The following is a 26,482-nucleotide window of genomic DNA, read 5'->3' as shown; positions in this document are numbered from 1 at the left end:
TTCCTGTGGTGACGCGCGGGGTGGGTCAGCGCGCGACGGTCGCCACCGCGACCACCGCCACCGCGTCCGCCCCCAGCCGTACCGCCGTCCCGTCCAGCGCCGCCGCCCCGAAGGCCGCTACCAGTTCGCGCCCGGTCCCGTCCAGTGGCAGGGCGGCCTCGGTGGGGCCGAGGTTCACGGCGATCCGGTACGGCCCCCGGTGCACGACCAGCCAGCGCGCCGCCTCGTCGTACGCCACCCGCACCGCGCCGAGGTCGGGGTCGGACAGCTCCGGCCGGTCGCGGCGCAGCCGGATCAACGTCCGGTGCCAGGTGAGGAGTTCGGCGTGCGGGGCGCGCCGGGGCTCGGTCCAGTCGAGGACGGAGCGCAGGACGGTGGCGGGCTCCTGCGGGTCGGGGACGGACTCGGCGGCCCAGCCGTGGTCGGTGAACTCCCGGCGCCGGCCCTGCCGGACGGCCTCGGCGAGCTGCGGGTCGGTGTGGTCGGTGAAGTACTGCCAGGGGGTGGCCGCGCCCCACTCCTCGCCCATGAACAGCATCGGGGTGAACGGCGAGGTGAGCACCAGCGCGGCGCCGCAGGCGAGCCGGCCGGCGGTGAGGCAGGTGGAGATGCGGTCCCCGAGGGCCCGGTTGCCGATCTGGTCGTGGGTCTGGAGGTAGCCGAGCAGCCGGTGTCCGCCGTCCGGCGGGAAGGGGCGGCCGTGGCCGCGGCCGCGGAAGCCGGACCAGGTGCCGTCGTGGAAGAAGCCACGGGTGAGCGTCTTGCTGAGGGCGGCGAGCGGGTGGCGGGCGAAGTCGCCGTAGTAGCCCTGGGATTCGCCGGTGAGCGCGCAGTGCAGGGCGTGGTGGAAGTCGTCGCTCCACTGCGCGGTGAGGCCCTGGCCGCCGGCCGCGCGCGGGGCGGTGGTGTGCGGGGTGTTGAGGTCGGATTCGGCGATCAGGAACAGCGGGCGGTTGGTCGCGACGGCCAACTTCTCGACCTCGTGGGACAGTTCCTCCAGGAAGTGGACGGCCCGGTCGTCCGCGAGGGCGTGCACGGCGTCCAGCCGCAGGCCGTCGATCCGGTAGTCGCGCAGCCAGCCGAGCGCGCTGCCGGTCAGGTAGCGGCGCACCTCGTCGGAGCCGGGGGCGTCCAGGTTGACCGCCGCCCCCCACGGCGTGTGGTGCCGGTCGGTGAAGTACGGGCCGTACGCGGGAAGGTAGTTGCCGGAGGGGCCGAGGTGGTTGTGGACGACGTCCAGCACCACGCCGAGGCCCTTGCGGTGGGCGGCGTCGACGAAGCGCTTCAGCCCCTCGGGCCCGCCGTACGGCTCGTGCACGGCCCACGGCGAGACCCCGTCGTAGCCCCAGCCGTGTCGGCCGGGGAACGGGCAGACCGGCATCAGTTCGACGAAGTCGACGCCCAACTCGACGAGGTGGTCGAGGTGTTCGGCGGCGGAGTCGAAGGTGCCGCGGGGGGTGAAGGTGCCGATGTGCAGCTCGTACAGCACGGCGCCGGGCAACGCGCGGCCGCGCCAGCCGGTCTGCGACCAGCGGAACGCGGCGTGGTCGACCGGGCGGCTGGGGCCGTCGGGGCCGTGCGGCTGCCAGGGGGAGCGCGGGTCGGGCAGTGGCGGCCCGTCGTCGAGGCGGAAGGCGTAGTCGCCGGCCGGAGCGCCGCCGGTCCACCAGCCCGGGCGCTCCGGGCACCGGGCCAGCGGATGGGCGGCGCCGTCGACCTCGACCTCGACCCGGTCGGTGGCCAGGGGCGCCCACACCTCGTAGGTCCGCACGCTCAGCTCCTCCTCGTCAGCAGGGCCACCGGCCGGTCCGCCAGCAGCCGCGTGACGGGCACCGGGCCCGCCGGGTGGGTCCGCAGCGTCAGCAGGTCCGTCCAGGGCCCGCCCTCGGGCAGCTCCAGGACGGTGCCGCGCCAGCCGCCGGCGCGTTCCAGCCCGTACGGGAGCCGGGTGACGGCGGTGACCACGTCGGCGCCGCGGGCGAAGGCCAGCAGGTGGTCGGCGGCGGGGCCGGCGGCGCTCAGCGGCCGGTAGGGCCCGAGCGGGCGCTCGCGCCGCAGGTGCAGCGCCGCCCTGGTGAGGTGCAGCTTCTCGCGGGCGAGGTCACCGGGGCGCGGGGCGGCCGCGTCGGTGAGCCGGACGGCGAGCGCGCCGAGGTCCACCACGCCCCGGTTGTCCGGGTCGACGAGGGTGTACAGCGGCTCCTCGCTGCCCTGGTAGAGGTCGGGCACGCCCGGGACGGTGAGGTGCAGCAGCGCGGCGGCGAGGGTGTTGGCGCGGGCGTAGGGGGCGAGGGCGTGCACCAGGCCCTCGATCCGGGGCAGCAGCCCGGGGTTGGTGTGGACGGCGCGGGCGCGCGCGGTGAGCGCCTGCTCGAAGCGGGTGTCGGGGGTGGTCCAGGAGGTGTGCAGCTTGGCCTCGCGGGCGGCCTTGAGGAGGGCGGCGACGAGTCGGTCGGGGTCGATCGGCCAGGCGGCGACGAGGGTGTGCCAGAGCAGCCAGTCGCCGTCGCGGGCACCGTGGTCGTGGTCGTGGTCGCCTTCGCCGTCGGGGCCGGCGCCTGGGCCGGGCCCGGCGGCGGTGGACCAGGCGGCGGCCTCGGCGGCCCAGGCCTCGGGCCGCTCGGCGAGCACGGCGAGCCGGGCGCGGGCGTCGGCGCTGCGCTTGGTGTCGTGGGTGGACAGCACGGTCATGCTGTGCGGCCAGGCGCGCTCCAGGTAGCGGCACCAGTCGTGGAACCGGGCCGGCGACAGCCCCGGCCGGCCGGGCTCGCCGCCGACCTCGTTGAGGCCGGGCAGCGCGTTCCACCGGTAGAAGGCGGTGTCCTCGACGCCCTTGGCGGCGACGGCGGCGGCGGTCTGCGCGAAGCGCTCGCAGAACTCGTCCTTGTGCGGCCCGCTCCCCAGCTCCCCGAGGGCCAGGGCGGCGACCAGCCGGTCCGTCGGGTCGGCCGAGCCGCCCAGCGCCGCGCGCACCTGCTCGGCCGAGGCCGGCGGCACCGGCTCCCCGGGCCGGGCGTACGGCCGGTACGCCGGGTAGCCGGTGAACAGCCGCCGCAGCGCCGCGCGCAGCCGCCAGGGCGCGTGGTCGGCGTGCGCGGGCTCGGCGGCGCCGATCCGCAGCGCGATCCGCACCAGCCGGTCGACCTCGGCGGCCAGCTCGCCGTGCGGCGCGGTCATGTCGGCCCGCCCGCGCCGGGCGACGGCGACCGCCGGGTGGGGGTCGGTGCAGGACTCGCCGCCCGGCGCGGAGCCGGTCAGGAACGCCGCGTACGCCCCGGCCAGCCGGCAGGCGCCCGCGTGGTCGGTGAGCACGCCGTCGATGCGGCGCAGCGCGTCGTAGCCGGTGGTCCCGGCGACCGGCCAGTCCGCGGGCAGCCGCTCGTCGCCGGTGAGGATCTTCTCGACGACGGTGTACGCCCCGCCGGTGGCGCCGGCGAGGCGGCGCAGGTAGCCGCGCGGGTCGGCGAGCCCGTCGGGGTGGTCGATCCGGAAGCCGTCGACGACGCCGTCGGCGTGCAGCCGCAGCAGGGTGGCGTGGGTGGCGGCGAACACCTCGGGCTCCTCGACCCGGACGGCGATCAGCTCGTTGACGGTGAAGAAGCGCCGGTAGTTCAGTTCGGTGCGGGCCAGCCGCCACCAGGCGAGCCGGTACCACTGGCGGGCGAGCAGCTCGTCCAGCGGCAGCCCCGAGGTGCCGGGCCGCAGCGGCAGCTCGTGGTCGTGGTAGCGCAGCACCTCGCCGTCCACCGCCAGCTGGTCCAGCACGGCGCCGAGCCGGTCGCCGAGCAGCGGCAGCAGCACCCGGCCGCGCGCGGGGGCGTCGGCGGGGCCGGGCTGGGCCGCCCAGTCGATGTCGAACCAGCGCGCGTACGGCGAGTCGGGGCCGTCGCGCAGCACCTGCCACAGCGGCTGGTTGAGCCGCTCGGGGACGGGCACCGCCATGTGGTTGGGCACCACGTCGACGAGCAGCCGCAGGCCGTGCCGGTGGGCGGCGTCGGCCAGCGCGCGCAGGGCGCCCTCGCCGCCGAGCTGCTCGCTGACCCGGCCGTGGTCGACGGTGTCGTAGCCGTGGGTGGAGCCGGGGGCGGCCTCCAGCAGCGGGGACAGGTGCAGGTGGGAGACGCCGAGGGCGGCGAGGTAGGGGACGGCGGCGGCGGCGTCGTGGAGGGTGAAGCCGGGTTGCAGCTGGAGGCGGTAGCTGGCCGTGGGGGCGGTAGCGGTGGCGGATGAGGGGGAGGTGGCGGCCGGGCGGGGCGGTGCGGGCTCGGCGGCGGAGGTCATAGGTCCATGAGTACCCGGGGGAGCCCGCCGCCAAGACCCGCTGCTGGTCCGAACAGGTGAGCGCGGGGTGTCAGGCCGGCCGCTGGAGCACCATCAGCGAGCGGTCGGTGAGCCACAGCGCGTCACCGGCCTTGACCCGCGCGCCCGTGCCCGGGGCGGGCAGCCGGGCCTGTGCGGTGTCGACCACGACCTGCCACTCCTGCCCGTGGTCGGCGGGCAGGGTGAACTCCAGCGGCTCGAAGTGCGCGTTGAACATCAGCAGGAAGGAGTCGTCGACGATCCGCCCGCCGCGCCGGTCCGGCTCGGAGATGGCGTAACCGTTGAGGAAGACGGTCAGCGACTTGGCGTAGCTGGCGCCCCAGTTGCGCTTGGTCATCTCCTCCCCGCCGGGGGTGAACCAGGCGATGTCGGTGAGGTCGTCGTGGCCGCCCGAGTCATGGCCGCCGGAGGGGTGACCGCCGGAGGGGTGACCGCCCGAGGGGTGACCGCCGGAGAGGTGGCCGCCGGCGGCGAGCGTCCCCGGCCCGGGGCGCCCGGGGACCGGCCGCCCGTGGAAGAAGCGCCGCCGCCGGAACACCGGGTGGTCGCGGCGCAGCCAGATCATCCCCTGGGTGAACTCCAGCAGCCGCGCCTCGGGCCCGTCGCCGTCCGGCCAGTGCAGCCAGGTGAGTTCGTTGTCCTGGCAGTAGGCGTTGTTGTTGCCCTGCTGGGTGCGGCCGAGTTCGTCGCCGTGGGAGAGCATCGGCACGCCCTGGGAGAGCATCAGGGTGGCGATGAAGTTGCGCTGCTGGCGGGCTCTGAGCTCCTCGACGGCCGGGTCGGTGCCGGGGCCCTCGACGCCGCAGTTCCAGGAGCGGTTGAAGGACTCGCCGTCGCGGTTGTCCTCGCCGTTGGCCTCGTTGTGCTTGTCGTTGTAGGAGACGAGGTCGCGCAGGGTGAAACCGTCGTGGCAGGTCACGAAGTTGATGGAGGCGATGGGGCGGCGGCCGTCGTCCTGGTAGAGGTCGGAGGAGCCGGTGAGCCGGGAGCCGAACTCGGCGAGGGCGGCGGTCTCGCCGCGCCACAGGTCGCGCACGGTGTCCCGGTACATGCCGTTCCACTCGGTCCACAGCGGCGGGAAGTTGCCGACCTGGTAGCCGCCCTCGCCGAGGTCCCAGGGTTCGGCGATCAGCTTGGCCTGGGAGACCACCGGGTCCTGCTGGACGAGGTCGAAGAAGGAGGAGAGCCGGTCGACCTCGTGGAACTGCCGGGCCAGGGTGGCGGCGAGGTCGAAGCGGAAGCCGTCGACGTGCATCTCGGTGACCCAGTAGCGCAGTGAGTCCATGATCAGCTGGAGCACGTGCGGGCTGCGCATCAGCAGGCTGTTGCCGGTGCCGGTGGTGTCCTCGTAGAACCGCTGGTCCTGGGCGAGGCGGTAGTAGGAGACGTTGTCCAGCCCGCGCAGGGACAGCGTCGGTCCGAGGTGGTTGCCCTCGGCGGTGTGGTTGTAGACGACGTCCAGGATCACCTCGATCCCGGCCGCGTGCAGGGCCTTGACCATCGACTTGAACTCCTGCACCTGCTGGCCCCGGTCGCCGCTGGAGGCGTAGGAGGAGTGCGGGGCGAAGAACCCGATGGTGTTGTAGCCCCAGTAGTTGGTCAGGCCCAGGTCGCGCAGCCGGTGGTCGCGGACGAACTGGTGCACCGGCATCAGCTCGATCGCGGTGACGCCGAGCTTGGCCAGGTGCTCGATCACCGCCGGGTGGGCCAGGCCCGCGTAGGTGCCGCGGATCTCCTCGGGGATGCCGGGGTGCAGCCGGGTGAGGCCCTTGACGTGCGCCTCGTAGATGACGGTGCGGTGGTAGTCGGTGCGCGGCGGGTGGTCGGTGCCCCAGTCGAAGTACGGGTTGATCACGACCGAGTGCATGGTGTGCGGGGCGGAGTCGAGGTCGTTGCGGCGCTCGGGCGCGCCGAAGTGGTAGCCGTAGACGGCCTCGTCCCAGTCGATGTGCCCGCTCATCGCCTTGGCGTACGGGTCCAGCAGCAGTTTGGCGCTGTTGTGCCGCTGGCCGAGGCCGGGGTTGTACGGGCCGTGGACGCGGAAGCCGTAGCGCTGGCCGGGCTGGACGCCGGGGAGGTACGCGTGCCGGACGAAGGCGTCCGTCTCGCGCAGTTCGACGGCCGTCTCCGAGCCGTCCTCGTCGATCAGGCACAGCTCGATCCGGTCGGCACTCTCGGAGAACACCGCGAAGTTGGTGCCGGCCCCGTCGTAGGTGGCGCCGAGGGGGTAGGGCTTACCGGGCCAGACCTGCATGAGTCCTCAACTTCCTTGCATTCAACGGAAACTGACGTGTAGTCCGATAACGCGCCCGGACCCGGACGCTCTCTTCCCGGCCGGGCGGTCGGGCATGTGCGGCGCTCGCGCGCCGTGACGCACGGCACAGTGCGCATACTCCCCGAGCCTTCCCCCGGCGGCCGGGACATGTGCTGCCGGTTCGCCCGAACGGGTGTCCAGTCGGCATTCCTGTGATAAGTGCGGGCCGGTGGCGGGCGGGCTTGTGGCGGGCGGGCCTGCGATGGGCGGGGCCTGCGACGGGCGTGGGTCTGTGAAGGGTGGGCCTGGTGGTGGTGCCGGGCCCCGTGGGCCATCCGGCTGCACACCGCTCGCGGCGGGCAGTACCCTTGATCGTCCGGCCGTCCCCGGGCCGGTGGCGTTCCATCAGCCGCGCAGGGGCGGAGCGTAGAGCAGCAAACCAGGTGAGGTGGCGCATGGTGTTCCCCGCCGGCGGCCGCGGCCCGGGGCCCGACGGCCCCGACCGGGGCGGCGCCCGCAGCGAGGCGCCCACGGTCGTCATGCGCCCCACCCTGTCCGGCCGTCCCCTGGTGCCCGCCCAGGGCGGCCCGGTCGAGGTCCCCGCCCTCGCCTGGTCCGCCGCCGAATGGGAGGACGCCTACCAGCGGGTCCGCCTGTCCGGCCGCGCCTACGTCTGGCTCAACCTCGTCGAGCAGCGGCTGCGCTCCCTCGTCGACGAGGTGCTGCACCCCATCTACGCCCCCGCCCACGGCGAGGACTGGGTCACCGCCGCCGCCGGCCCCGCCGGCGAGGAGTGGGCGCACCGGGCCGGCGCCGTCCGCGAGGTCAGCCGCCGCAAGGGCTACCTGCTCGACCCGGCGGACGACGACCCGCTGGTCTTCCTCACCCTGCCCCAGCTGCGCGAGCTGATGGTCCAGCACTGGCCCTGCTTCGAGCCCTACCTGTCCGACCGGCGCGAGATCGAACTCGCCCTGGACGAACTGGAAGTGGCCCGGCACGTGGTCTCCCGCAACCGGGTGCTCACCCAGACCGTCCTCGCCCAGACCGAACGCGCCGCCGCCCGCCTGCTCGCCGTCCTCGACGGCGGCGCCGGCGGCGTGCCCGCCGACGTCGTCGAGTCGCTGGTGGCCGGCCGGTACGCGGACGTCGTCGCCGTGCACGCCGACCGCGTCCGCCTCCAGCGCGACCTGCCCGTCGAGGACCTGCTGGACGGCGCCCGGCGTCTGGACGCGCTCGGCATCGGCCTCGGCATGCTCTGCCAGAACTACACCGGCAAGCGGCTGGTGCGCCTGGCCGGCGACGGCTGCCGGGTCCGTCTGCTCTTCCTCAACCCGGCGAGCAGCGCCGTCCGCCGCCGTGAACGCGAACTCGGCCTCGGACGCGGCGAGTTGTCGCGCTCCATCGAGATGAACATCATGCACGTGCGCCGGGTGCGGGCCCGGCTGCGCGACCAGGGCGGCTTCGAGATCCGGGTCTTCGACGAGACCCCGCGCTTCACCGCCTACCTCGTCGAGGGCCCCCGCCCGACCGGCCAGGTCGGCGGCCGCCGCCAGAGCCGCGACCTCGGCGTCATCCAGCCCTACCTGCGCCGCGCCCGGGGCATGGAGTCCCCGGCCCTGGTGCTGCGCGGCGGCGCCGGCCAGCAGCCCGGCGGCAGCGAACAGGGCCTGCTGGAGGTCTACCGCGAGGAGTTCGAGGGCGCCTGGGGCGACTCCCGGCCGGTGTCCTGAACCCTCCCCCCACCTCTGACGAACCATCGGATCCCTCTCTCCACCCCCGGGTGGAGACCCGGAACTCCATCCGTGCGGCGGCGACACCCCCGGGCCGCGCCGCACAAGCTGGAGGCGGGGTCGCGGCCGCACGAGCGACGCGACGACGTCGAGGGGAGTGCGCCGTGGTGTACGGAACAAAGCGCGGGACAGGACGGGGGGCAGCGCGCGGAAGGCTGCGCGAAGGGCCCGGGGCGGGGCTTGGGACGGGGCCTGGCGGAAGGCTGCCGGGGAATGCCCGCCGAACCGCCCGCCGGCGCTGGCCGTTCGCGCTGGCCGGCGTGGCGGCAGCCCTGCTGGGCCTGCTGCCGGCCGTCCCCGCCGAGGCCCGGGAGGCGGGCGGCTGCCGTACGGCGACCTCCGCCGGCCGCCTGCAAGGGGTGGCCCAGGACGGCCGGTGCGCCTACCTGGGCGTCCCGTACGCGGCGCCGCCCACCGGCGAGCGCCGGTTCCGCCCGCCGCAGCCCGCCGCACCCTGGCCCGGAACACTGCGCGCCACCCAGGCCCGCCCCGGCTGCCCGCAGGACCTGAGCGCGGGCGGCGGCACCGAGGACTGCCTGTACCTCAACGTGTGGTCGGCGCACCACGGCGGCGCCCGCAAACCCGTCATGGTCTTCCTGCACGGCGGCGCGGACGAACTCGGCGCCGCCGCCCAGCCCGTCTTCGACGGCGGCCTGCTGGCCGAGCGCGGCGACGCCGTCGTGGTGAACCTGGACTACCGGCTCGGCATCCTGGGCTGGACGGAACTCGGCGCGCTCGACCCGTCCTACGCCGGCTCGGGCAACAACGGGCTGCGCGACGAGAGCGCCGCGCTGACCTGGGTGCGCCGGCACATCGGCGCCTTCGGCGGCGACCCGGGCAACGTCACCGTCTTCGGCCAGTCGGCCGGCGCGATCTCGATCAGCGCCCTGCTGGCCGGCGACCACCCCGAGCGCCTCTTCCGGCGCGCCATCGTCGAGAGCGGCCCCGGCTACCTGGTGCACACCGCGGCCGCCGCGCGGGCCACCGCCGGAAAGGTCTTCGCCACCGGCGGCATCCACACCGTCGCGGACCTCGACCGGCTGAGCACCCAACAGGTCCTCGAACTCCAGGAACAGGTCCAGCACGGGCTCTCCGGACTGTCCTCCGCGGTCTTCTTCGGCCCCTCCATCGACGGGGCGCTGGTGCCCGGCCCGGTCGTCGAACGGATCGCCGCCGGCAGCGCCCGCGACGTCGACGTGATGACCGGCACCACCGAGAACGAGACCGACTACTGGGCGCTGTTCGACCCCACGCTGCCGGACCTCCCGCTGAGCGCCTACCGCAACCTGCCCCCCGTGCTCGCCGACCGCAAACAGCAGATGTACGACCGGTACGCCGCCGACCGCCCCGGGGCCACCGAGGGCCGGGTGGTGAACGCGATGCTCACCGACCAGACCGAGCGGATCCCCACCCTGCGCCTGGCCGAGGCCCAGTCCCGCTGGCGGCCCACCCACGTCTACCAGTTCGACTGGCACGTGCCCTACGTCCCCGGCCTGCCCGCCGCCCAGAACCTGGGCGCCATGCACACCCTGGAACTGCCCTTCGTCTTCGGCGGCCTGGACCTCGGCGCGATCCCGCGCGGCGCGCAGACCGTCGCCGCCCAGCGGCCCGAACTCACCCGGCTGTCCGAGCGGATGGCCGACGCCTGGGCCTCCTTCGCCCGCGAGGGCGACCCGGGCTGGCCGTCCTACACCGCCGACGCGCGGGCCACCCGGATCTGGGACCTGAACCCCAGCGTCCAGTACGCCCCGCACGACGACGAACGCGCCCTCTGGGACGACTACTCCTTCCCCGCCCTGGACCTCGGCACCCGCTGAGGCCTTCCCGCCTTCCCACCGGAGCAGGGGGCCGGGCCACCGCCCGGCCCCCTCGGCACGCCCCGCCCCGGCGTCCGGCCCCTGAAACCCGCTGGCCAGGCCGGTGCGGCCGCTGCCACACTGCGGGCCGTGAACAGCCTCCCCGCCTGGACCCTGCGCCCCGCCACCGCCGCCGACGTCGAACCCGTCGCCGAACTCAAGGCCGTCGTCCTGCGCGCCGACCTCGAACGCCTCGGCCGCTACGACGACGACCGGGTCCGCCGGCGCCTGCGGGCGGGCTTCTCCAGCCGCCACAGCTCCGTCATCCTCGTCGACGGCGCCTTCGCCGGCTCCGTCACCGTCCGCCCCGCCGAGCAGGGCGGCCGCTGGATCGAGCACTTCTACCTCGCCCCCGCCCACCAGGGCCGCGGCCTCGGCACCGCCGTCCTGCGCCACCTCCTCGCCCAGGCCGACGCCGCCGGCGAGCCCGTGCGCCTCGACGTCCTCCAGGGCAGCCCCGCCCGCAGCCTCTACGAACGCCACGGCTTCGTCCTCGACCACGAGGACCCGATCGACGTCTACCTGGTCCGCGAGCCCGCCGCCTGAACCGGGGCCGGCCCGTTGGTCGGGGCGTGGCGCCCGGTGACGCTCGCCCGGGTGACGCGAGTAGGCCGGACGGATGGTGACCGGCGGTCGGGCGCGGCGCTCACCCGAGCACCGGGCCCGACCGCTTGTTAGCGTCCCGTCCATGATCGACAGCCCGCACTCCACCGGCTCCGAACACCCCCGCGCCACCCGCCGCGGCCTGCTGCGCACCGCCCTCGGCGCCACCACCGCCGGAGCCCTCACCCTCACCGGCGCCCGCCCCGCCCAGGCCGCGCCCCGCACCGCCACCCGGCGCATCGACTTCCACGGCCTCCACCAGGCCGGCATCACCAACCCGCCCCCCGGCTACGGCACCTTCCTCGCCCTCGACGTCAAGGCCCGCGACCGCAAGGCCCTCGAAACCCTCCTGCGCACCCTCACCGACCGCATCCGCTTCCTCACCGCCGGCGGCACCCCGCCCGACCTCGGCCCCGCCGCCGCCCCCTCCGACAGCGGCACCCTCGGCCCCGACCTGCCCGCCGACGACCTCACCGTCACCGTCGCCGTCGGCGCCTCCCTCTTCGACACCCGCTACGGCCTCACCCGCCACCGCCCCCGCCGGCTCACCGCCATGCGGGCCTTCCCCGTCGACGCGCTGCGCCCCGCCGAATGCCACGGCGACCTCTCGCTCCAGATCTGCGCCGAGAACCGCGACACCGTCCAGCACACCATCCGCGACCTGCTGCGCAGCACCAACGGCCTGATCCGCCCGCGCTGGCAGCTCGACGGCTTCCAGAACCGCTCCCGCCCCACCGGCGCCGCCCGCAACCTGCTCGGCTTCAAGGACGGCATCGAGAACCCCGACACCACGAACGCCCGCGAGCTGGACGCCCTCGTCTGGGTCGGCGAGGGCGGCGACGAACCGCGCTGGGCCGCCGGCGGCAGCTACCAGGTCATCCGCGCCATCCGCACCCTCGTCGCCGGCTGGGACGAGGTGCCGCTCAAGCAGCAGGAACGCCTGATCGGCCGGCGCAAGAACGACGGCGCCCCGCTCGGGGCGGCCGGCGAGACCGACACCCCCGACTACCGCAACGACCCCGACGGCGCCGTCATCCCCCTCGACTCCCACATCCGCCTCGCCAACCCCCGCACCGACGGCACCCGCGACAGCCGCATCCTGCGCCGCGCCTTCAACTACGACCGCGGCCTCGATTCCGACGGCGAACCCGACCTCGGCCTCGCCTTCTGCTGCTACCAGCAGGACGTGGCCCGCCAGTTCGAAGCCGTCCAGACCCGCCTCAACACCGAACCCCTCGCCCGCCACCTCCGCCCCACCGGCGGCGGCTACTTCTACGTCCTCCCCGGCGCCCACGACACCACCGACTGGCTCGGCCGCACCCTCCTCACCGCCACCTGACGCCCCGGTTCGTGCGCCCGTCGCCCAACCGGGGCGCGGGCGCCCGCCGTTGGGGCGACCTGCCGAAACCGAGGGGGCCGTCCGCCGCCGTACCGGCCCGCACCCCGACCGCCCCGGCGGCCGGGATGTCGGTGGGGCGGGTGATGATGGGGGCTGTTTCGAGAGGCAGGACGGAAGGACACCCCCTTATGAGCTGGTGGCAGCAGCCACTGGTCGGCTTCGACCTGGAGACCACGGGCACCGACCCGGCCGTGGACCGCATCGTCACGGCCGCGCTCGTGGACACCGTCGGGGCCCGCCGGGTGGGGGCCGCGCACTGGCTGCTCGACCCCGGGGTCCCGATCCCGGCCGAGGCGGAGGCGATCCACGGCATCGGCGACGACCTGGCCCGCGGCAAGGGCCGGCCGGCCAAGGAGGCGGTGGAGGAGATAGCCGGCGCGCTCTGCGAGCGGCTCGCCGCAGGGCGCCCGGTGGTCGCGTTCAACGCGCCGTTCGACCTGTCGCTGCTCGACGCCGAGCTGCGCCGGTACGGGCTGGTGCCGCTCGCCGAGCGCCTCGGCGCCCCGGTCGGGCCGGTGCTGGACGCGCTGGTCGTCGACCGGGCGGTGGACAAGTACCGCAAGGGCTCGCGCACCCTGCAGCGGGTCTGCGAGGTGTACGGCGTCGAGCTGACGGACGCGCACGAGGCGGGCAGCGACGCGCTGGCGGCCGTCCGGGTCGCCGTCGCCCTCGCCGAGCGCTACCGGGCCGAGGTCGGCGACGTCGCGCCGGCCGAGCTGCACGAGCGCCAGATCGGCTGGTACCGGGAGTGGGCCGAGGGCTTGCAGGCGTGGCTGCGCCGCGGCAAGGACCCGCAGGCCGTGGTCGACCCGCGGTGGCCGATGAGGTGACCGCCCCCGGTGAGGCCGGCGGGCCGGGCGGGGCCTAGCCGGCCGGCCAGTCGAAGGTGTAGCCCTGGGCGACCAGCCAGGGCAGCAGCTGCTTGAGCGCGGCCACGGTCTGGGTGCGGTCGCCGCCGCCGTCGTGCATCAGGATCACGCCGCCGGGCTTGAGCTGCTTCTGCACGGTGGAGACGATGGCCGGCACGCCCGGGCGGGACCAGTCGCGCGGGTCGACGGACCAGCCGAGCGAGGACATGCCGAGGCTCGCGGTGATCTGCTCGTTGTCGGCGTTGAAGCCGCCGCCGGGGGCGCGGAACCAGCTGACCCGGGTGCCGGGGCCGCCGGCCTTGACGATCATGTCCCTGGCGGCGGAGATCTCGTAGGCGGCCTTGTCGTGGGGGAGCTTCGCGAACGGCTGCGGGTGGTGGACGCTGTGGTCGCAGAGCCGGTGGCCGGCCGCGAGGACGCGCTTGACCAGGGCCGGGTTGGCGGCGGCGTTCTGGCCGATCTCGCAGAAGGTGGCCTTGGCGTGGTACTGGGCGAGCAGGTCGAGGATCTGGCCGGTGGCGGGGCCGGGGCCGTCGTCGAAGGTGAGCGCCACGGTGTGGCCGCCGGAGGCGGTGGAGCCGATGACGGTGCCCGGCTTGACCGGGGCGGGCGGCGGCGCGGGGGTGCCCGAGGGCGTGGTCGCTACGGGCGTGGTGGTGACCGGGGTGCTCGGCGTGCCGCTGTGGGGCGCGGCGGTCGTCCCGGCCGACGCCTTGGGCGTGCGCGGCTTCGGGACGGCCGGCGGGGCGGCGGAGGCGGGTGCGCTGTCGGAGCCGGGGGCGGGCGCGACGGTGGCGACGGGGCCGTCGGTCGGCCGGGAGTCGGTCGGCGCGATGGTGATCGGGGGCTGGGTGCTGACGCCGGCCGTCGGCTGGAGGGCTCCGCTGGCGGTGCCGCACGCGGCCAGGCCCAGGGTGGCGGCCGCCACGACGCAGCCTGCGACCAGCCGGCGGCGGGCCGTGAGGGCCGTACGGGTCGGAGGGGAGGGCCGGCGGGTGGCGGAGTGGGGCATGGCGGCGGCTCCTGTGGTGCAGAGGGGTGCAGAGGACGGGTGCCGATCCCTCGGTCAGGATGACTGTCCGATAGGACGCCGAGCGTACGTGCCCCGGTTGCGGAGCGGACCGGAGCGCCGTAGGAGTCTTCTCACACGCGCCCGGGTTGGCGCCCCCGCGGCCCGCCGGGTATCCCGGGGGCCGTGACGGGGGCGTCCCGGCACTTCAAGGCCCGGCACTTCAGGAGCCCGCCACTTCGGAAGCCCGACGCCCCGGGAGCCCGACGCCTCAGAACGGGTACCAGCGCACCTCGGTGGCACCCTCCCGCAGCGAGGCGACCCGGCGCCGGAACTCCGCCAGCGCGGCCGGATTGCCGGGCACCTGCTGGGCGACCCAGGAGGCGCTGGCGGTCTCCCGGGCCCCGCGCAGCACCGCGAAGCCGGGCCAGGCGCGCACGTCCCAGCCGTACGCCTCGACGAAGGCCCGGTACTCCTCGCCGGGCACGCCGTACCGGTCGTGGCTGAGCGCGAGGACCACCAGGTCGTGTTCGCGCAGGTCGTGCGAGACGTTCTCCAGGTCGAGCAGGACGGGCCCGTCCGGGCCGACGTGGACGTTGCGGGGCAGCGCGTCGCCGTGGATCACACCGGGGTGCAGGTGCGGGGCGAGGTCGGGCAGGGCGGCGGCGAAGCCGTCGCGGCGGTGGCGCAGGAAGGCGACGTCGGCCGGGTCGACGTGGCCCTCGGCGGAGGCCAGCCAGCGTTCGACGGGGGCCAGCAGGTCGCGGTGGGCGAGCGGGAAGGGCGGCAGCGGCAGCCGGTGCAGGGCGCGCAGCAGCGGGGCGAGGTCGGCGGGGCGGGCGGGGCGGACGGCGGGGGCGAGCCGGTGCCAGAAGGTGACGGGGTGCCCGTGGGCGAGCTGGGGCTCGGCTTCCACCGCGTCGTACGGGCGGACCACCGGGACGTCCTGGGCGGCGAGCCAGTGGGCGACGGCGAGTTCGTGCCGCGCCCGTTCGTACAGTTCGGGGCCGCGGCCGACCTTGGCGACGACGGCCGGGTCGCCGAGGTCGAAGACGGCGTTCTCGCCGAGCGCGAGCAGCCGGGCGTCGCCGGGGCCGGGCAGTCCGGCGGACTCGCAGGCGTGGGCGAGCAGCAGCCGGGCGCGGCCTTCGTCGAAGGGGATCATGGCGGTGCTCCGTTGGGGCGGCGTTCATCCGGAGGCCTCCGGACGGTGATCATCATGACGGACCGGGGTGGGGTTTTCCCTACCCTCCTACCCTGACATCTCCTCCCAGGGGGTAGGGGAGAGATCCACCCTGAGGGGGAGCTGTCTCCACCCGGAGCACGAGGTCAAGGGGCGTGCGCCCGGGAGAAACTGGGTCGGGGCCGCTTCGGAGCGGCCTGACGGGGGTTGGACCACGGGGGCTCCTTGCCGGGCGGCAAGCAAGTACTCGTAGGATGACGCCCAAATCCACTTACCTGCCGACCGGCTAGGGAGCGCCGCCGCGCGTCTCCCACCGGTCCAGCCGTCGCCCGGCGTCCCGTCCCCCAAGGGCTGCGGTGAACCATGCCCAGGAGGCATCGAGCATGTTCCACCGACTAGGACAATTCGTCGTACGCCGCGCGTGGTGGGTGATCATCGCGTGGGTGATCGGAATGATCGCCGTCCTCATGACCGCGCCGAAGGTCAGCTCGCAGACCGACGAAGCCGCGTTCCTCCCCAAGCACTACGAGTCCATCCAGGCCGCACAGGTGCAGGAGCGCGCCTTCCCGGCCGCCTTCACCCCGGGCGCGCTCGCACTCTTCGAGCGCAACGACGGCGCCGCGTTCACCGACGCGGACAAGGCCGCGATGGGCAAGCTCGTCCAGGACCTGACGGCCAAGAAGATCGACGGCGTCGAGAAGATCATCCCGCCGTCCGACCAGCTGGGCATATCCCCGGACCACAAGTACGCGATGGCCATGATCGCCGTCGACAAGTCGAAGCAGCAGGACCAGAACGGCACCGCGGACATCGCCAAGGCCCTCCGCGACGACGGCAAGGCACTGGCCTCCGGCACCGACCTGAAGTTCCAGCTCGGCGGCCCCGCCGCCCAGGCGCTCGACCAGAAGGAAGCCTCCGGCTCGGCCGAGGGCATCATCACCATGGCCACGGTGCTCCTGGTCATCGTGATCGTCGGCATCATCTTCCGCGGCATCCTGGCCGGCCTGCTGCCGGTCCTGGTCTCGCTGATGATCGCGCTGCCCGCCTCCATCGGCCTGATCAACTACGCGACCGACATCTTCAACCTCAAGAGCACACCCATCCTGATGGCGATCCTGATCGTCGTCGTGCTCGGCGTCGGCACCGACTACTTCCTGTTCCTCGCCTTCCGCTACCGCGAGCGGCTGCGGGCCGGCGACGACCGCAACGCCGCCGTGGCCACCGCGGTCGGCCGGGTCGGCGAGGCGATCGCCTCCGCCGCCGGCGCCGTCACCATCGCCTTCGCCGCGCTGATCCTCTCCAGCCTCGGCATGTTCCAGGCGCTCGGCCCCGCGCTGGCGATCGCGGTCGTGGTCACCGCCCTGGCCTCGCTCACCCTGGCCCCCGCGCTGCTCGCGGTCATCCCCGCCCGCGCCGTCTTCTGGCCCGGCAAGAAGTGGACGGACGAGCCGAGCACCGCGCGCTTCACCGCGCTCGGCCGGGTCGTCCAGAAGCGCCCGGCGCTGGCCGCCGTCGCCTCCGGCGGCGTACTGGTCGCCCTGTCCGTGGGCGCGCTCGGCTACAACGGCCTCTTCGACATGGCCGGCAGCTCCATGCCCAAGGACAAGGAGTCGATGGTCGTCCAGGACAAGATGGCCAAGGGCTTCTCCGCCGGCGCCGCCGACCCGAGCCAGGTCTACCTGAGCAGCGCCGACGGCAAGAAGCTCGACCCGGCCTCCTTCCCGGCCTACGCCGACAAGCTGCAGGGCGTCGGCGGGGTGTCCAAGGTCTACCTGCCGAGCGCCGACGCCAAGAGCATCAGCGCCGACGGCGCCACCGCCCAGTTCACCGTCATGCTCAAGGACGCCCCGACCAGCAACGAGGCGATCGACGCGGTGACCGAGCTGCGCACCGTCGCCCACGCGCAGGCCCCGGCCGGCAGCGAGGCCAAGGTCGGCGGCCTCACCTCGGTGTTCAAGGACATCAACCTGGCGATGACCCACGACTACAAGCTGGTCTTCCCGATCGCCGGGCTGCTGATCCTGCTCATCCTGGCCCTCCAGCTGCGCAGCGTGGTCGCCCCCTGGTATCTGATGGCCTCGGTCGGCCTCGGCTTCAGCGCCACGCTGGGCGCCACCACGCTGATCTTCCAGAAGATCGGCAACGAGACCGGCCTGATGTTCATGATGCCGATCCTCATCTACCTCTTCGTGGTGGCGATCGGGACGGACTACAACATCCTGATCATCGCCCGTCTGCGCGAGGAGGCCCGCGCGGGCCGCAGCCCGCGCGAGGCGGCCCGCGAGGCGCTGCGCCACGCCGGCCCGACCGTCGCCGCGGCCGGCTTCATCCTGGCGGCCTCGTTCGGGACGTTCATGCTCGCCGGCAACACCTTCATGATGGAGTTCGGCTTCGCGATGGCCTTCGGCATCGTGCTGGCGGCCTTCGTGATGGCGATGTTCTTCACCCCGGCGCTCACCGCGCTGATCGGAAACCGGGCCTGGTGGCCCGGCCACGGCGCCGACCCCGAGCACGGCCACGGCGCAAGCCTCGGTGCCGGCCCGGCGCCGGCGGCGGACGCGTACGGCGTGCCGGAGCCGGCCGGACGGCACTGATCGCCTCGTTCGGACACGGGCGACGCCCGACCGACGCGCCAAACAGGCGGCGTCCCGCTTCGGCGGGGCGCCGCTTGCCCCCTTTCCCTGGCCGTCAAACGTGATCTGTTGAGCACAAAAGTCCCCGGTCAATCGGGGTGTCGCCGTGCTACAGTCGACTCAGTTGCAGTTTTGGTTCCCATGAACGCATGTGTGCGCCTGCTGGTCCAACCAACAGGCGCATTTGTTTTGTCCGGTGTTTCAGTCTCCGGATGGGGATCGCGGCTACTCCGGGGTTCACGCGGTGTGAATCCCTGATGCCCCAGTTTTTTGAGGAGACGGTTATGGCTACCGGCACCGTGAAGTGGTTCAACAGCGAAAAGGGCTTCGGCTTCATCGAGCAGGCCGAGGGCGGCCCGGATGTGTTCGCGCACTACTCGAACATCCAGGCCAACGGCTTCCGTGAGCTCGTTGAGGGCCAGGCCGTCGAGTTCGACGTGACCCAGGGCCAGAAGGGCCCGCAGGCCGAGAACATCCGCGTCATCGGCTGACGTCAGCCTCCACGCTGACTCGCGATCTCGCGAAGCGGGGGCCCGTACCACACGGTGCGGGCCCCCGCGCATGCCGCCGTACGGCCGGGGCGGCGAGTTTCCTACCGACGGCCGACCAGCCCCCACCCGGGGCTGCCGACCGACGTACGGAGACTTCGTGACCACCCCTGCCCGCCCGCCGCGTGACCGCGCCGCCCGCACCACCGACCAGGCCCGCCGCGGCGAGAACCCGCGCCGCAGCGCCGGCGCCGGCCGCGGCGAGAACGCCGGTCGCACCGGCGCCGGCGACCGCGCCCGCCGTGGCGAGAACCCGCGCGCCACCGGCGACGCCGAGCGCGCCCGCAAGCCGCGCGGCCGCACCGGCGCCCCCAAGAACACCCGCGCCGCCGCCGTGCCCGAGGCCGCCGACTTCACCGTCGTCGAGGGCACCCCGGCCCGGCCCCCGGCGGACACCTTCGCCGAACTGGACCTGCCCAAGGGCATCCTCAGCACGCTCACCCGCGAAGGCGTCACCGCGCCGTTCCCGATCCAGGGCGCCACGCTGCCCGACTCGATCGCCGGCCGCGACGTGCTCGGCCGCGGCCGTACCGGCTCCGGCAAGACCCTCGCCTTCGGCCTGCCGCTGCTCGCCCGCACCGCCGGGCGCCGCGCCGTCGCCCGCTACCCGCTGGCGCTCGTCCTGGTGCCCACCCGCGAGCTCGCCCAGCAGGTCACCGACGCGCTCACCCCCTACGCGACCGCCGTCAACCTGCGGATCACCACCGTCGTCGGCGGCATGTCGATCAACCGCCAGGCCAACGCCGTCCGCCGTGGCACCGAGGTCCTGGTCGCCACCCCCGGCCGGCTCGACGACCTGATCGGCCGCGGTGACGTCAACCTGTCCGACGTCGCCATCACCGTCCTCGACGAGGCCGACCAGATGGCCGACATGGGCTTCCTCCCGCAGGTCAGCAAGCTGCTGGAGCAGGTCGCCGAGGGCGGGCAGCGGATGCTGTTCTCCGCGACCCTGGACCGCAACGTCGACCGCCTGGTCAAGCGCTTCCTCACCGACCCGGTCACCCACTCGGTCGACCCGTCGGCCGGCGCGGTCACCACCATGGACCACCACGTCCTCCAGCTGGACCAGGCCGACAAGGCGTCCACCACCGCGCACATCGCCTCCCGCGACGGGCGCGTGATCATGTTCGTGCACACCAAGCACGGCGCCGACCGCCTCACCAAGCAGCTGCTCGCCACCGGCGTCCGGGCCGCGGCCCTGCACGGCGGCAAGTCCCAGCCGCAGCGCAACCGGGTCCTCGACCAGTTCCGCGACGGCCACGTCACCGCGCTGATCGCCACCAACGTCGCCGCCCGAGGCATCCACATCGAAGGCCTCGACCTGGTCGTCAACGTCGACCCGCCGGTCGACCACAAGGACTACCTGCACCGCGGCGGACGCACCGCCCGGGCCGGCGAGTCCGGCACCGTCGTCACCCTCGTCCTGCCCGAGCAGCGCCGCGAGGTCAACCGGCTGATGACGGTCGCGGGCATCCGCCCCACCGTCACCAAGGTCCGCCCCGGCGACGCCGACCTCGCCAAGATCACCGGTGCCCGCACCCCCAGCGGCGTCGCGGTCGCCGTCGCCGTCCCCGCGCCCGCCGAGGCCCCCGCCGCCAAGGCCGACGCCAAGTCCGGCAACCCGCGCCGCCGCCCCGGCAAGCGCTCCGCGCTGCCCGCCGACGTCGACATGAACGGCAACCCGCGCCGCCCCCGCCCCAAGCAGCGCATGGGCGCCGCCGCCCAGGGCGACCGCCCCCAGGCGGCCGGCTTCATCGGCCGCTCCTCCGGCCGCGCCAAGCCCGGCAGCGGCGCCAAGTCCGGCTCCAACTACGGCACCGGCCGCCAGCGCCGCGCCATCGACTGATCCCCGGCGACCGCCCGACGGCCCGGCCCCCTCGCACCGAGGGGGCCGGGCCGTTTCGTCGTGGGCCGGTCTGTCCGACGGACACCGTCACCCCGCGGCGGTCCGACCCGGGCGAATCTCCGTTGATGTTGGTCATGTGCAGTGCTACGTACATCACCACCATCGATCGACGGAGGTATCCGGATGTCCGTGACACAGATCGACATCGATGACGACGCGCTGGAACGAGCAATGACGCTCGCCGGAGTTCGGACCAAGAAGGACGCCGTCAACCTGGCACTGCGCTTCTACGCCGAGCGGCAGGAACGTGCTGCCCGGATCAGCCGGCATTTCGAGCGGGCTCGGCACTGGGGAGCCGTCGAGGACGCAGAGCGGATGCACCGAGCGGAGAAGGACGCCCGGTGATCTATCTCCTCGACACCTCCGGACTCGTCCGGTTGTTGGGCGAGCCCAAGCTCCTGGCCGTCTGGTACGACGCGATCGACGCAGGGTCGATCGCGTCGTGCTACCCGCAGCGCGCGGAGTTTCTGCACAACGCGCGCAGCGGCCGGGAGTACGACGAGATCACCGAGATGTTCGCCGACCTGTACCCGGACGTCTCGGTACCGAAGAACGCTGGGCGCTGGATCGACACGGTTTCAGCGGCGCACGGCCCTCGCCGGGCAGCACCGTAGTGCCTCCGCGGTCGACCTCATGATCGCGGCGACGGCCGCGCACCACGGCCTCACGGTCCTCCACGACGATGCGGACTACCGCACGGTGGCGCGGCACGCCGCCGACCTGAGCGAGCACAGCGTCCTCGATCACGGGTGAGCCGGCCCCGTGGTCAGGCGGTGAGCGTCCGGGGCATCGTGGCGGCCGCACGCGCCTCGTCGTAGCGCTCCAGGAGGAGGACGGCCAGTTCGGGGGCGGGGCCCAGGACGGCGGCGACGGCGTCCGCTCCGGCGGCGGCCTCGGCGATGCGGTCGGGCAGGAGGCCCGGGGCCAGCAGGTAGGGGGAGACGGCGGTGCGGGCGGCGCCCGCGGCGCGCAGGGCGGCCAGGGCGTCGGGCACGCGCGGGCCGGTGGCGGAGGCGTAGGCCACCTCGACGGCGGCCCAGCCGCGGCTGCGGCGCCACGCGGCGGCCACCGCGCGGGTGGCGGCGTCGACGGCCGGGTCGGAGGAGCCGGCCGCCGCGAGCACCACGCCGGTGCGGGCCCGGACGGCGGCCGAGCGCACGTCCACCCCGGCCTCGGCGAGGCGGCGGTCCAGGGCGGCGAGCAGCAGCGGCGACGGGCCCAGGACGGCGGCGACGGGCAGGGCCGCGCCGGCCGTGCGCAGGGCGGCCGGGACGTCGTGCTTGGCGTGGTAGGCCCGGTTGAGCAGCAGCGGGACGGCCACCGCGTCGTCGAGCCGCCCGACGACCTGCGGGATGCGCGGCGCGCAGTGGTCCAGGTAGGCGGTGGCGACGTCCAGCCCGGGGCGCAGCGCCCGCACCTCCTGGACCAGTGCGGCCACGGTCGCGGCGTGCCGCGGGTCGCGGCTGCCGTGGGCGATCAGCAGGAGGGCGGGCATCGGCGTCGGCCTTACTTGACGGCGGCCAGCAGGCCGCGGTTGCGCAGCACCCGGCGCTCGACCGGGGTGAAGACGAGCAGTTCGATGGCGATGCCGACGAACAGGATCAGGATGATGCCGAGCAGCACCCCGGACATGTCGGAGAACTCGCGCTGGTCCTCCAGGAACCGGCCCAGGCCCCGGCCGAGGTCGGGGGAGGAGGCGACGAGTTCGGCGGCCATCAGGGAGCGCCAGGAGAACGCCCAGCCCTGCTTGAGGCCGGCCAGGTAGCCGGGCAGCGCGGCGGGGATCAGCACGTGCCGAGCGCCGGTGAGGCCGGTGGCGCCGATGGTGCGTCCGGCGCGCAGGAACAGCGGCGGCACCTGGTCGATGCCGGCGACCAGGCCGTTGGCGATGGAGGGGACGGCGCCGAGCAGGATCACCGCGTACATCATCTGGTCGTTGATGCCGAGCCAGATGACCGCGGCCGGCACCCAGGCGACCGAGGGCAGCGACTGCAGGCCCTGGAGGACCGGGCCGATGGCGGTGCGCACCGGCCGGACGCGGGCGACGACCAGCCCGATCGGGGTGCCGATGACGACGGCGAGCAGGAAGCCGGACAGGCCGCGCCAGACGCTGGTCCAGATGATCGAGAACAGCGTGCCCTGGTACCAGAGCTCCTGGGCGGAGTGCCACACGTCGGTCGGGCTGGGCAGCTTGTAGGCGGAGGTGAGGTGCAGGCTGTAGGCGCCCTGCCACAGGGCGAGCACCACGAGGACGCCGATCAGTGGCGGCAGGGCCTTGGTCCGCAGCGCCTCGCCGAGCGAGCCGCGCTGGGCGGAGACGGCGTCGAGGGCGTCCAGGCCGGCGCCGACACCGGCGGTGTCCGTGGCGGCGGCCCTGTCGGTCCTGTCGGCCTTGTCGGTCTTCTCCAGGACCGGGGTGCTGTCAGTGCTGGCCATGGCGACGGATCTCCCCACGCAGTTCTTCGGTGATCTCGATGGACAGGTCGGCGACGCCGGTGGACTCGATGCGGCGCGGCTGCGGCAGGTCGATCCGCCACTCGCGGGCGACCCGGCCGGGGCGGGAGGAGAGCAGGACGACGCGCTGGGCCAGGCGCACGGCCTCGCGCACGTTGTGGGTGACGAACAGGACGGACAGCTGCCGCTCGGCCCAGATCCGGGTGATCTCGTCGTGCAGCACGTCGCGGGTGATGGCGTCGAGCGCGGCGAACGGCTCGTCCATCAGCAGCACCTGGCTGCCCTGGGCGAGCGCGCGGGCCATCGCGACGCGCTGGCGCATGCCGCCGGACAGCTCGTGCACGCGCTTGCCGTACGAGCCCTTGAGGCGGACGAGTTCGAGCAGGCGCTCGGCTTCGGCGCGGCGCTCGGGGCGGGGGACGCCGGCCAGCTTGAGGGCGAGTTCGATGTTGCGGCCGGCGGTGAGCCAGGGGAACAGCGCGTGCTCCTGGAACATCAGCGCGGGACGGCCGCCCGGCACCTCGATGGCGCCGGCGGTGGGCTGGTCGAGGCCGGCGACCAGGTTGAGCAGGGTGGACTTGCCGCAGCCCGAGGCGCCGAGCAGGGTGACGAACTCGCCGGGCGCGACGTCGAGGGTGATGTCGTCCAGGACGTGGGTCTGCGTGCCCGGGCGGCCGAAGGACTTGTGCACGTGCGAGATCCGGACGGCGGGCGCGGCGCCGCCGGCGTCGGCGCCGGCGGTGTCCGCCGAGGTGGTCAGTGCCGGTGTCATCCGGGCACCTCCTGCGTGAGTGGTCTGGCTGAGGGCTGGCGGAGCGGGGCCGGGGCCCGGCCCCGCCCGTCCCGGTGGGCATCGATCGCGGATCGACCGGGCGGGCGGGGGTCCGGACCGCGGAGTCGGGGGCGGACTCGGCGCGGCTCGGCGTTACTCGGCACCGCTCGGTGCCGTTTCGGAGCCGGTGGCGCTACTTGGCGCCGAGTCCGGCGTCCGCCACGGGGCCCTGGCCCTTGGCCGCGAGCACCTTGTCGAGCAGGGTGAGGTCGTAGATGCCGTTCAGGTTGGGCTTCTTGAGCAGCCCGGCGGTGACGGCGTGGTCGGCCTCGGCCTGGAGGGTGTTCGCCAGCGGGTCGTCGAGGAAGTCGATGTCGGCCCAGGCCGGGTCGAGGATGGCCGGCTCCAGCGCGTTGCCGGCCTCCTTCTTGATCGCGTCGTTGGCGTCGGCCTTGGCCTTGTCCGGGTTGGCCTTGATGAAGGCGTTGGTGTTCACCGAGCCGCGCAGCACGGCCTCCACCACGTCCGGGTGCTCCTTGAGGAAATTCTGCGAGACGATGATGTTGGTGATCACGAACTTCTTGTCCGGCCAGACGTCCTTCTCGTTGAGCAGGACCTTCGCGCCGAGGGTGACCAGCTTGGAGGCGGTGGGCTCGGGCACCCAGGCGCCGTCGATGGAGCCCTGCCGGTAGGCGTCGGGGGTGACCTTGTTGTCGGTGCGCACCACCGAGACGTCGCCGGCGCCGGACGCCGCGTCGACCTTGAAGCCCTTGCCGGCCAGGTAGTTGAGCAGCGCCACGTCCTGGGTGTTGCCCAGCTGCGGGGTGGCGATCTTCTTGCCCCTGAGGTCGTCCAGCGAGGAGATCTTGTCCGGGTTGACCACCAGCTTGACCCCGCCGGAGGCCGAGCCGCCGATGATCTTCAGGGACTGGCCGTCGGACTTGGTGTAGCCGTTGATCGCGGGGGAGGGGCCGATCCAGCCGATGTCGATGGAGCCGGCGTTGAGCGCCTCGATCTCGGACGGGCCCGCGTTGAAGACCTGGGTCTTGATCTGGGTGGCGCCCAACTCCTTCTGGAACAGCCCCTCCTGGAGGCCGACCAGGGCGGTGCCGTGGGTCAGGTTCGCGAAGTACCCGATCTTCACGGTGTCCGCGGACAGCTTCGCGCCGGAGGCGCCGGCCGAACTGGCGGCGGAGTCGGCGCCCGCCTTCTTGTCGTCCGCCTTGGAGCCGTAGCTGCACGCGGACAGCAGGGTCACGGCGGTCAGGCCGGCCACCGCGGCCACCGCGGAGCGTCTGATCCGGCCGGCGTCGGGGCGGGCACGGGTATGCGAGAGGGCCGGGTTCGGTGCCATGGTGAAGTCCTGTTCATCGACGGACCGTCAGGAGGCGGTCTCGGGGACGTGGCGGTCGCCCGTCGGGGCGGCCGGGGGTCGCAACTCAGCGCTGTCGGCCCGCACATCGGGTCAGGCCGCCCTGGCCGCTGCCGAGGACGCCGCTGCCGATGCGGCCGCCTTCCTTGTCCATGTCCGAGAACGCCTCGCTGGGCATCAGACCCAGTCCTCCTCAGCGGGTTCGGTGGCGCGTACGGTCGCGAAGGCCTCGCCCGCCATGCCGGCGGTGAGGGTGGTGCCGTCGGCCGGGTCGATCAGCAGGAACGAGCCGGTGCGGCGGTTGTCGGAGTAGGCGTCGAGTGCCAGCGGCTCGGCGGTGCGCAGCACCACGTGGCCGAGGTCGTTGACGTTCAACCCCTCGGCGCCGGAGCGCTGTTCGAGGGTGTCGCCCGCCTTGGTCGGCAGAGCGATGCGGTAGGTGATGTCCTTGACCAGCGCGCGCACGGTGCGGGTGGTGTGCTTGAGCAGGACCTTGTCGCCGGCGCGCAGCGGGCGCTCGTAGAGGTGGCTGACGGTGGCCTCGATGTCCCTGGTGGGCGCGGGGATCACGCCGGCCGCGATCAGGTCGCCGCGGGAGACGTCGAGGTCGTCGGCGAGCCGGATGGTGACCGACTGGGGTGCCCAGGCGAGGTCCGTCTCGCGGCCGAGCGCGTCGATCCCGGCGACGGTGGTGGTGTGGCCCGAGGGCAGTACCGTCACCGGGTCGCCGACCCGCAGCACGCCGGAGGCCAACTGCCCGGCGTAGCCGCGGTAGTCGGGGTGCTCCTCGCTCTGCGGGCGGATCACGTACTGGACCGGGAAGCGGGCCGGCTCGGCGCCCGGGTCGCTGCCGACCGGGACGGTCTCCAGGTGCTCCAGCAGGGTCGGGCCGCCGTACCAGTCCATGTGCGCGGACGGCTCGACGACGTTGTCCCCGGCGAGGGCGGAGATCGGCACGGCCACCACGTCGCCCACGCCGAGCGAGGCGGCGTAGGCGGTGAACTCCTCGGCGATGGCGGCGAAGACGGGCTCGGCGTAGTCGACCAGGTCCATCTTGTTGACGGCCAGCACCACGTGCGGCACCCGCAGCAGCGCGGCGACGGCGGCGTGCCGGCGGGTCTGCTCGACGACGCCGTTGCGGGCGTCGACCAGTACCACGGCCAGTTCGGCGGTGGAGGCGCCGGTCACCATGTTGCGGGTGTACTGCACGTGCCCGGGGGTGTCGGCGAGGATGAACCGCCGCCGGGGGGTGGCGAAGTAGCGGTAGGCCACGTCGATGGTGATGCCCTGCTCGCGTTCGGCGCGCAGGCCGTCGGTGAGCAGCGCGAGGTCGGGCGCTTCCTGGCCGCGGCCCAGCGAGACGCGTTCGACGGCCTCCAGCTGGTCGGCGAGCACGGACTTGGAGTCGTGCAGCAGGCGGCCGACCAGGGTGGACTTGCCGTCGTCGACGGATCCGGCGGTGGCGAAGCGCAGCAGCGACGTGGCGGTTGCTTCCTGGGTGGTGCTGGTCATCG

19 protein-coding genes and 1 pseudogene are annotated in these 26,482 nt (G+C 74.0%); 10 read left to right on the top strand and 10 right to left on the bottom strand.

Annotated features, from left to right (window positions below; all coding sequences use genetic code 11):
- Positions 1–25 precede the first annotated feature (25 nt).
- From treZ to glgX, 3 genes are all read right to left on the bottom strand, one after another.
- Positions 26–1,771, bottom strand: coding sequence for a malto-oligosyltrehalose trehalohydrolase (gene treZ, locus AB0P03_RS21550; protein ID WP_363630266.1), 1,746 nt, complete (start codon positions 1,769–1,771; stop codon positions 26–28).
- Positions 1,772–1,773: 2 nt separating this feature from the next.
- Positions 1,774–4,281 (bottom strand): malto-oligosyltrehalose synthase, encoded by a 2,508-nt coding sequence (treY, locus tag AB0P03_RS21545; protein ID WP_363630265.1) that lies wholly within the window; start codon positions 4,279–4,281, stop codon positions 1,774–1,776.
- Between the two features lie 70 nt (positions 4,282–4,351).
- A complete protein-coding gene (gene glgX / locus AB0P03_RS21540) occupies positions 4,352–6,574 on the bottom strand; it encodes a glycogen debranching protein GlgX (protein ID WP_363630263.1) in 2,223 nt (740 codons plus the stop codon).
- Positions 6,575–7,113: 539 nt separating this feature from the next.
- On the opposite strand from glgX, the gene AB0P03_RS21535 reads away from it, so the two are divergent.
- From AB0P03_RS21535 to AB0P03_RS21515, 5 genes are all read left to right on the top strand, one after another.
- Positions 7,114–8,304, top strand: a complete 1,191-nt coding sequence (locus AB0P03_RS21535; RefSeq protein WP_350881759.1) for an SAV2148 family HEPN domain-containing protein — start codon at positions 7,114–7,116, stop codon at positions 8,302–8,304.
- Positions 8,305–8,624: 320 nt separating this feature from the next.
- Positions 8,625–10,181 (top strand): carboxylesterase family protein, encoded by a 1,557-nt coding sequence (locus AB0P03_RS21530; RefSeq protein WP_363630262.1) that lies wholly within the window; start codon positions 8,625–8,627, stop codon positions 10,179–10,181.
- Positions 10,182–10,310: 129 nt separating this feature from the next.
- Entirely contained in the window at positions 10,311–10,766 is a 456-nt protein-coding gene (locus AB0P03_RS21525; RefSeq protein ID WP_363584142.1) for a GNAT family N-acetyltransferase, read from the top strand.
- 142 nt (positions 10,767–10,908) lie between these two features.
- On the top strand, positions 10,909–12,162 hold the full coding sequence (gene efeB / locus AB0P03_RS21520) for an iron uptake transporter deferrochelatase/peroxidase subunit (RefSeq protein ID WP_363584140.1): 1,254 nt from the start codon (positions 10,909–10,911) through the stop codon (positions 12,160–12,162).
- Between the two features lie 188 nt (positions 12,163–12,350).
- The gene (locus AB0P03_RS21515; protein WP_363584138.1) at positions 12,351–13,052 is read left to right on the top strand and encodes an exonuclease domain-containing protein; all 702 of its coding nucleotides are present in this window, start codon (positions 12,351–12,353) and stop codon (positions 13,050–13,052) included.
- Between the two features lie 34 nt (positions 13,053–13,086).
- On the opposite strand, the gene AB0P03_RS21510 is transcribed toward AB0P03_RS21515, so the two are convergent.
- Positions 13,087–14,103 (bottom strand): polysaccharide deacetylase family protein, encoded by a 1,017-nt coding sequence (locus AB0P03_RS21510; protein ID WP_363630260.1) that lies wholly within the window; start codon positions 14,101–14,103, stop codon positions 13,087–13,089.
- A 268-nt stretch (positions 14,104–14,371) separates the two neighbouring features.
- A complete protein-coding gene (locus AB0P03_RS21505) occupies positions 14,372–15,265 on the bottom strand; it encodes an aminoglycoside phosphotransferase family protein (RefSeq protein ID WP_363584134.1) in 894 nt (297 codons plus the stop codon).
- Positions 15,266–15,735: 470 nt separating this feature from the next.
- On the opposite strand from AB0P03_RS21505, the gene AB0P03_RS21500 reads away from it, so the two are divergent.
- The 5 genes and pseudogenes from AB0P03_RS21500 (at position 15,736) to AB0P03_RS21480 (ending at position 21,123) form a co-directional block, all read left to right on the top strand.
- Positions 15,736–17,877 carry an MMPL family transporter gene (locus AB0P03_RS21500; RefSeq protein WP_363630304.1) on the top strand — a complete coding sequence of 714 codons (2,142 nt, stop codon included), beginning with the start codon at positions 15,736–15,738 and terminating at the stop codon, positions 17,875–17,877.
- Positions 17,878–18,200: 323 nt separating this feature from the next.
- Positions 18,201–18,407 (top strand): cold-shock protein, encoded by a 207-nt coding sequence (locus AB0P03_RS21495; protein WP_350881634.1) that lies wholly within the window; start codon positions 18,201–18,203, stop codon positions 18,405–18,407.
- Positions 18,408–18,798: 391 nt separating this feature from the next.
- Positions 18,799–20,310, top strand: a complete 1,512-nt coding sequence (locus AB0P03_RS21490) for a DEAD/DEAH box helicase (RefSeq protein WP_363630302.1) — start codon at positions 18,799–18,801, stop codon at positions 20,308–20,310.
- A 183-nt stretch (positions 20,311–20,493) separates the two neighbouring features.
- Positions 20,494–20,715 (top strand): type II toxin-antitoxin system VapB family antitoxin, encoded by a 222-nt coding sequence (locus tag AB0P03_RS21485; RefSeq protein WP_350881630.1) that lies wholly within the window; start codon positions 20,494–20,496, stop codon positions 20,713–20,715.
- Positions 20,712–21,123, top strand: a pseudogene (locus tag AB0P03_RS21480) (PIN domain-containing protein). Before AB0P03_RS21485 ends, AB0P03_RS21480 begins: the two are co-directional and overlap by 4 nt.
- A gap of 13 nt (positions 21,124–21,136) precedes the next feature.
- Here AB0P03_RS21480 and AB0P03_RS21475 read toward each other — a convergent pair.
- From AB0P03_RS21475 to AB0P03_RS21455, 5 genes are all read right to left on the bottom strand, one after another.
- Positions 21,137–21,865 carry a sirohydrochlorin chelatase gene (locus AB0P03_RS21475; RefSeq protein WP_363630258.1) on the bottom strand — a complete coding sequence of 243 codons (729 nt, stop codon included), beginning with the start codon at positions 21,863–21,865 and terminating at the stop codon, positions 21,137–21,139.
- An 11-nt stretch (positions 21,866–21,876) separates the two neighbouring features.
- A complete protein-coding gene (locus AB0P03_RS21470; protein WP_363630257.1) occupies positions 21,877–22,806 on the bottom strand; it encodes an ABC transporter permease in 930 nt (309 codons plus the stop codon).
- Entirely contained in the window at positions 22,793–23,596 is an 804-nt protein-coding gene (locus tag AB0P03_RS21465) for an ABC transporter ATP-binding protein (protein WP_363630256.1), read from the bottom strand. The genes AB0P03_RS21470 and AB0P03_RS21465 overlap by 14 nt, the downstream gene beginning before the upstream one ends.
- A gap of 193 nt (positions 23,597–23,789) precedes the next feature.
- Complete coding sequence (locus AB0P03_RS21460) at positions 23,790–24,950, bottom strand: aliphatic sulfonate ABC transporter substrate-binding protein (protein WP_363630254.1); 1,161 nt, start codon at positions 24,948–24,950, stop codon at positions 23,790–23,792.
- A 195-nt stretch (positions 24,951–25,145) separates the two neighbouring features.
- A complete protein-coding gene (locus tag AB0P03_RS21455) occupies positions 25,146–26,480 on the bottom strand; it encodes a GTP-binding protein (protein ID WP_363630252.1) in 1,335 nt (444 codons plus the stop codon).
- Positions 26,481–26,482 lie beyond the last annotated feature (2 nt).

It is taken from the genome of Kitasatospora sp. NPDC088779 (assembly GCF_040685395.1).
GTDB lineage: Bacteria > Actinomycetota > Actinomycetes > Streptomycetales > Streptomycetaceae > Kitasatospora.
This window is presented reverse-complemented; position numbering and strand designations above follow the sequence as displayed.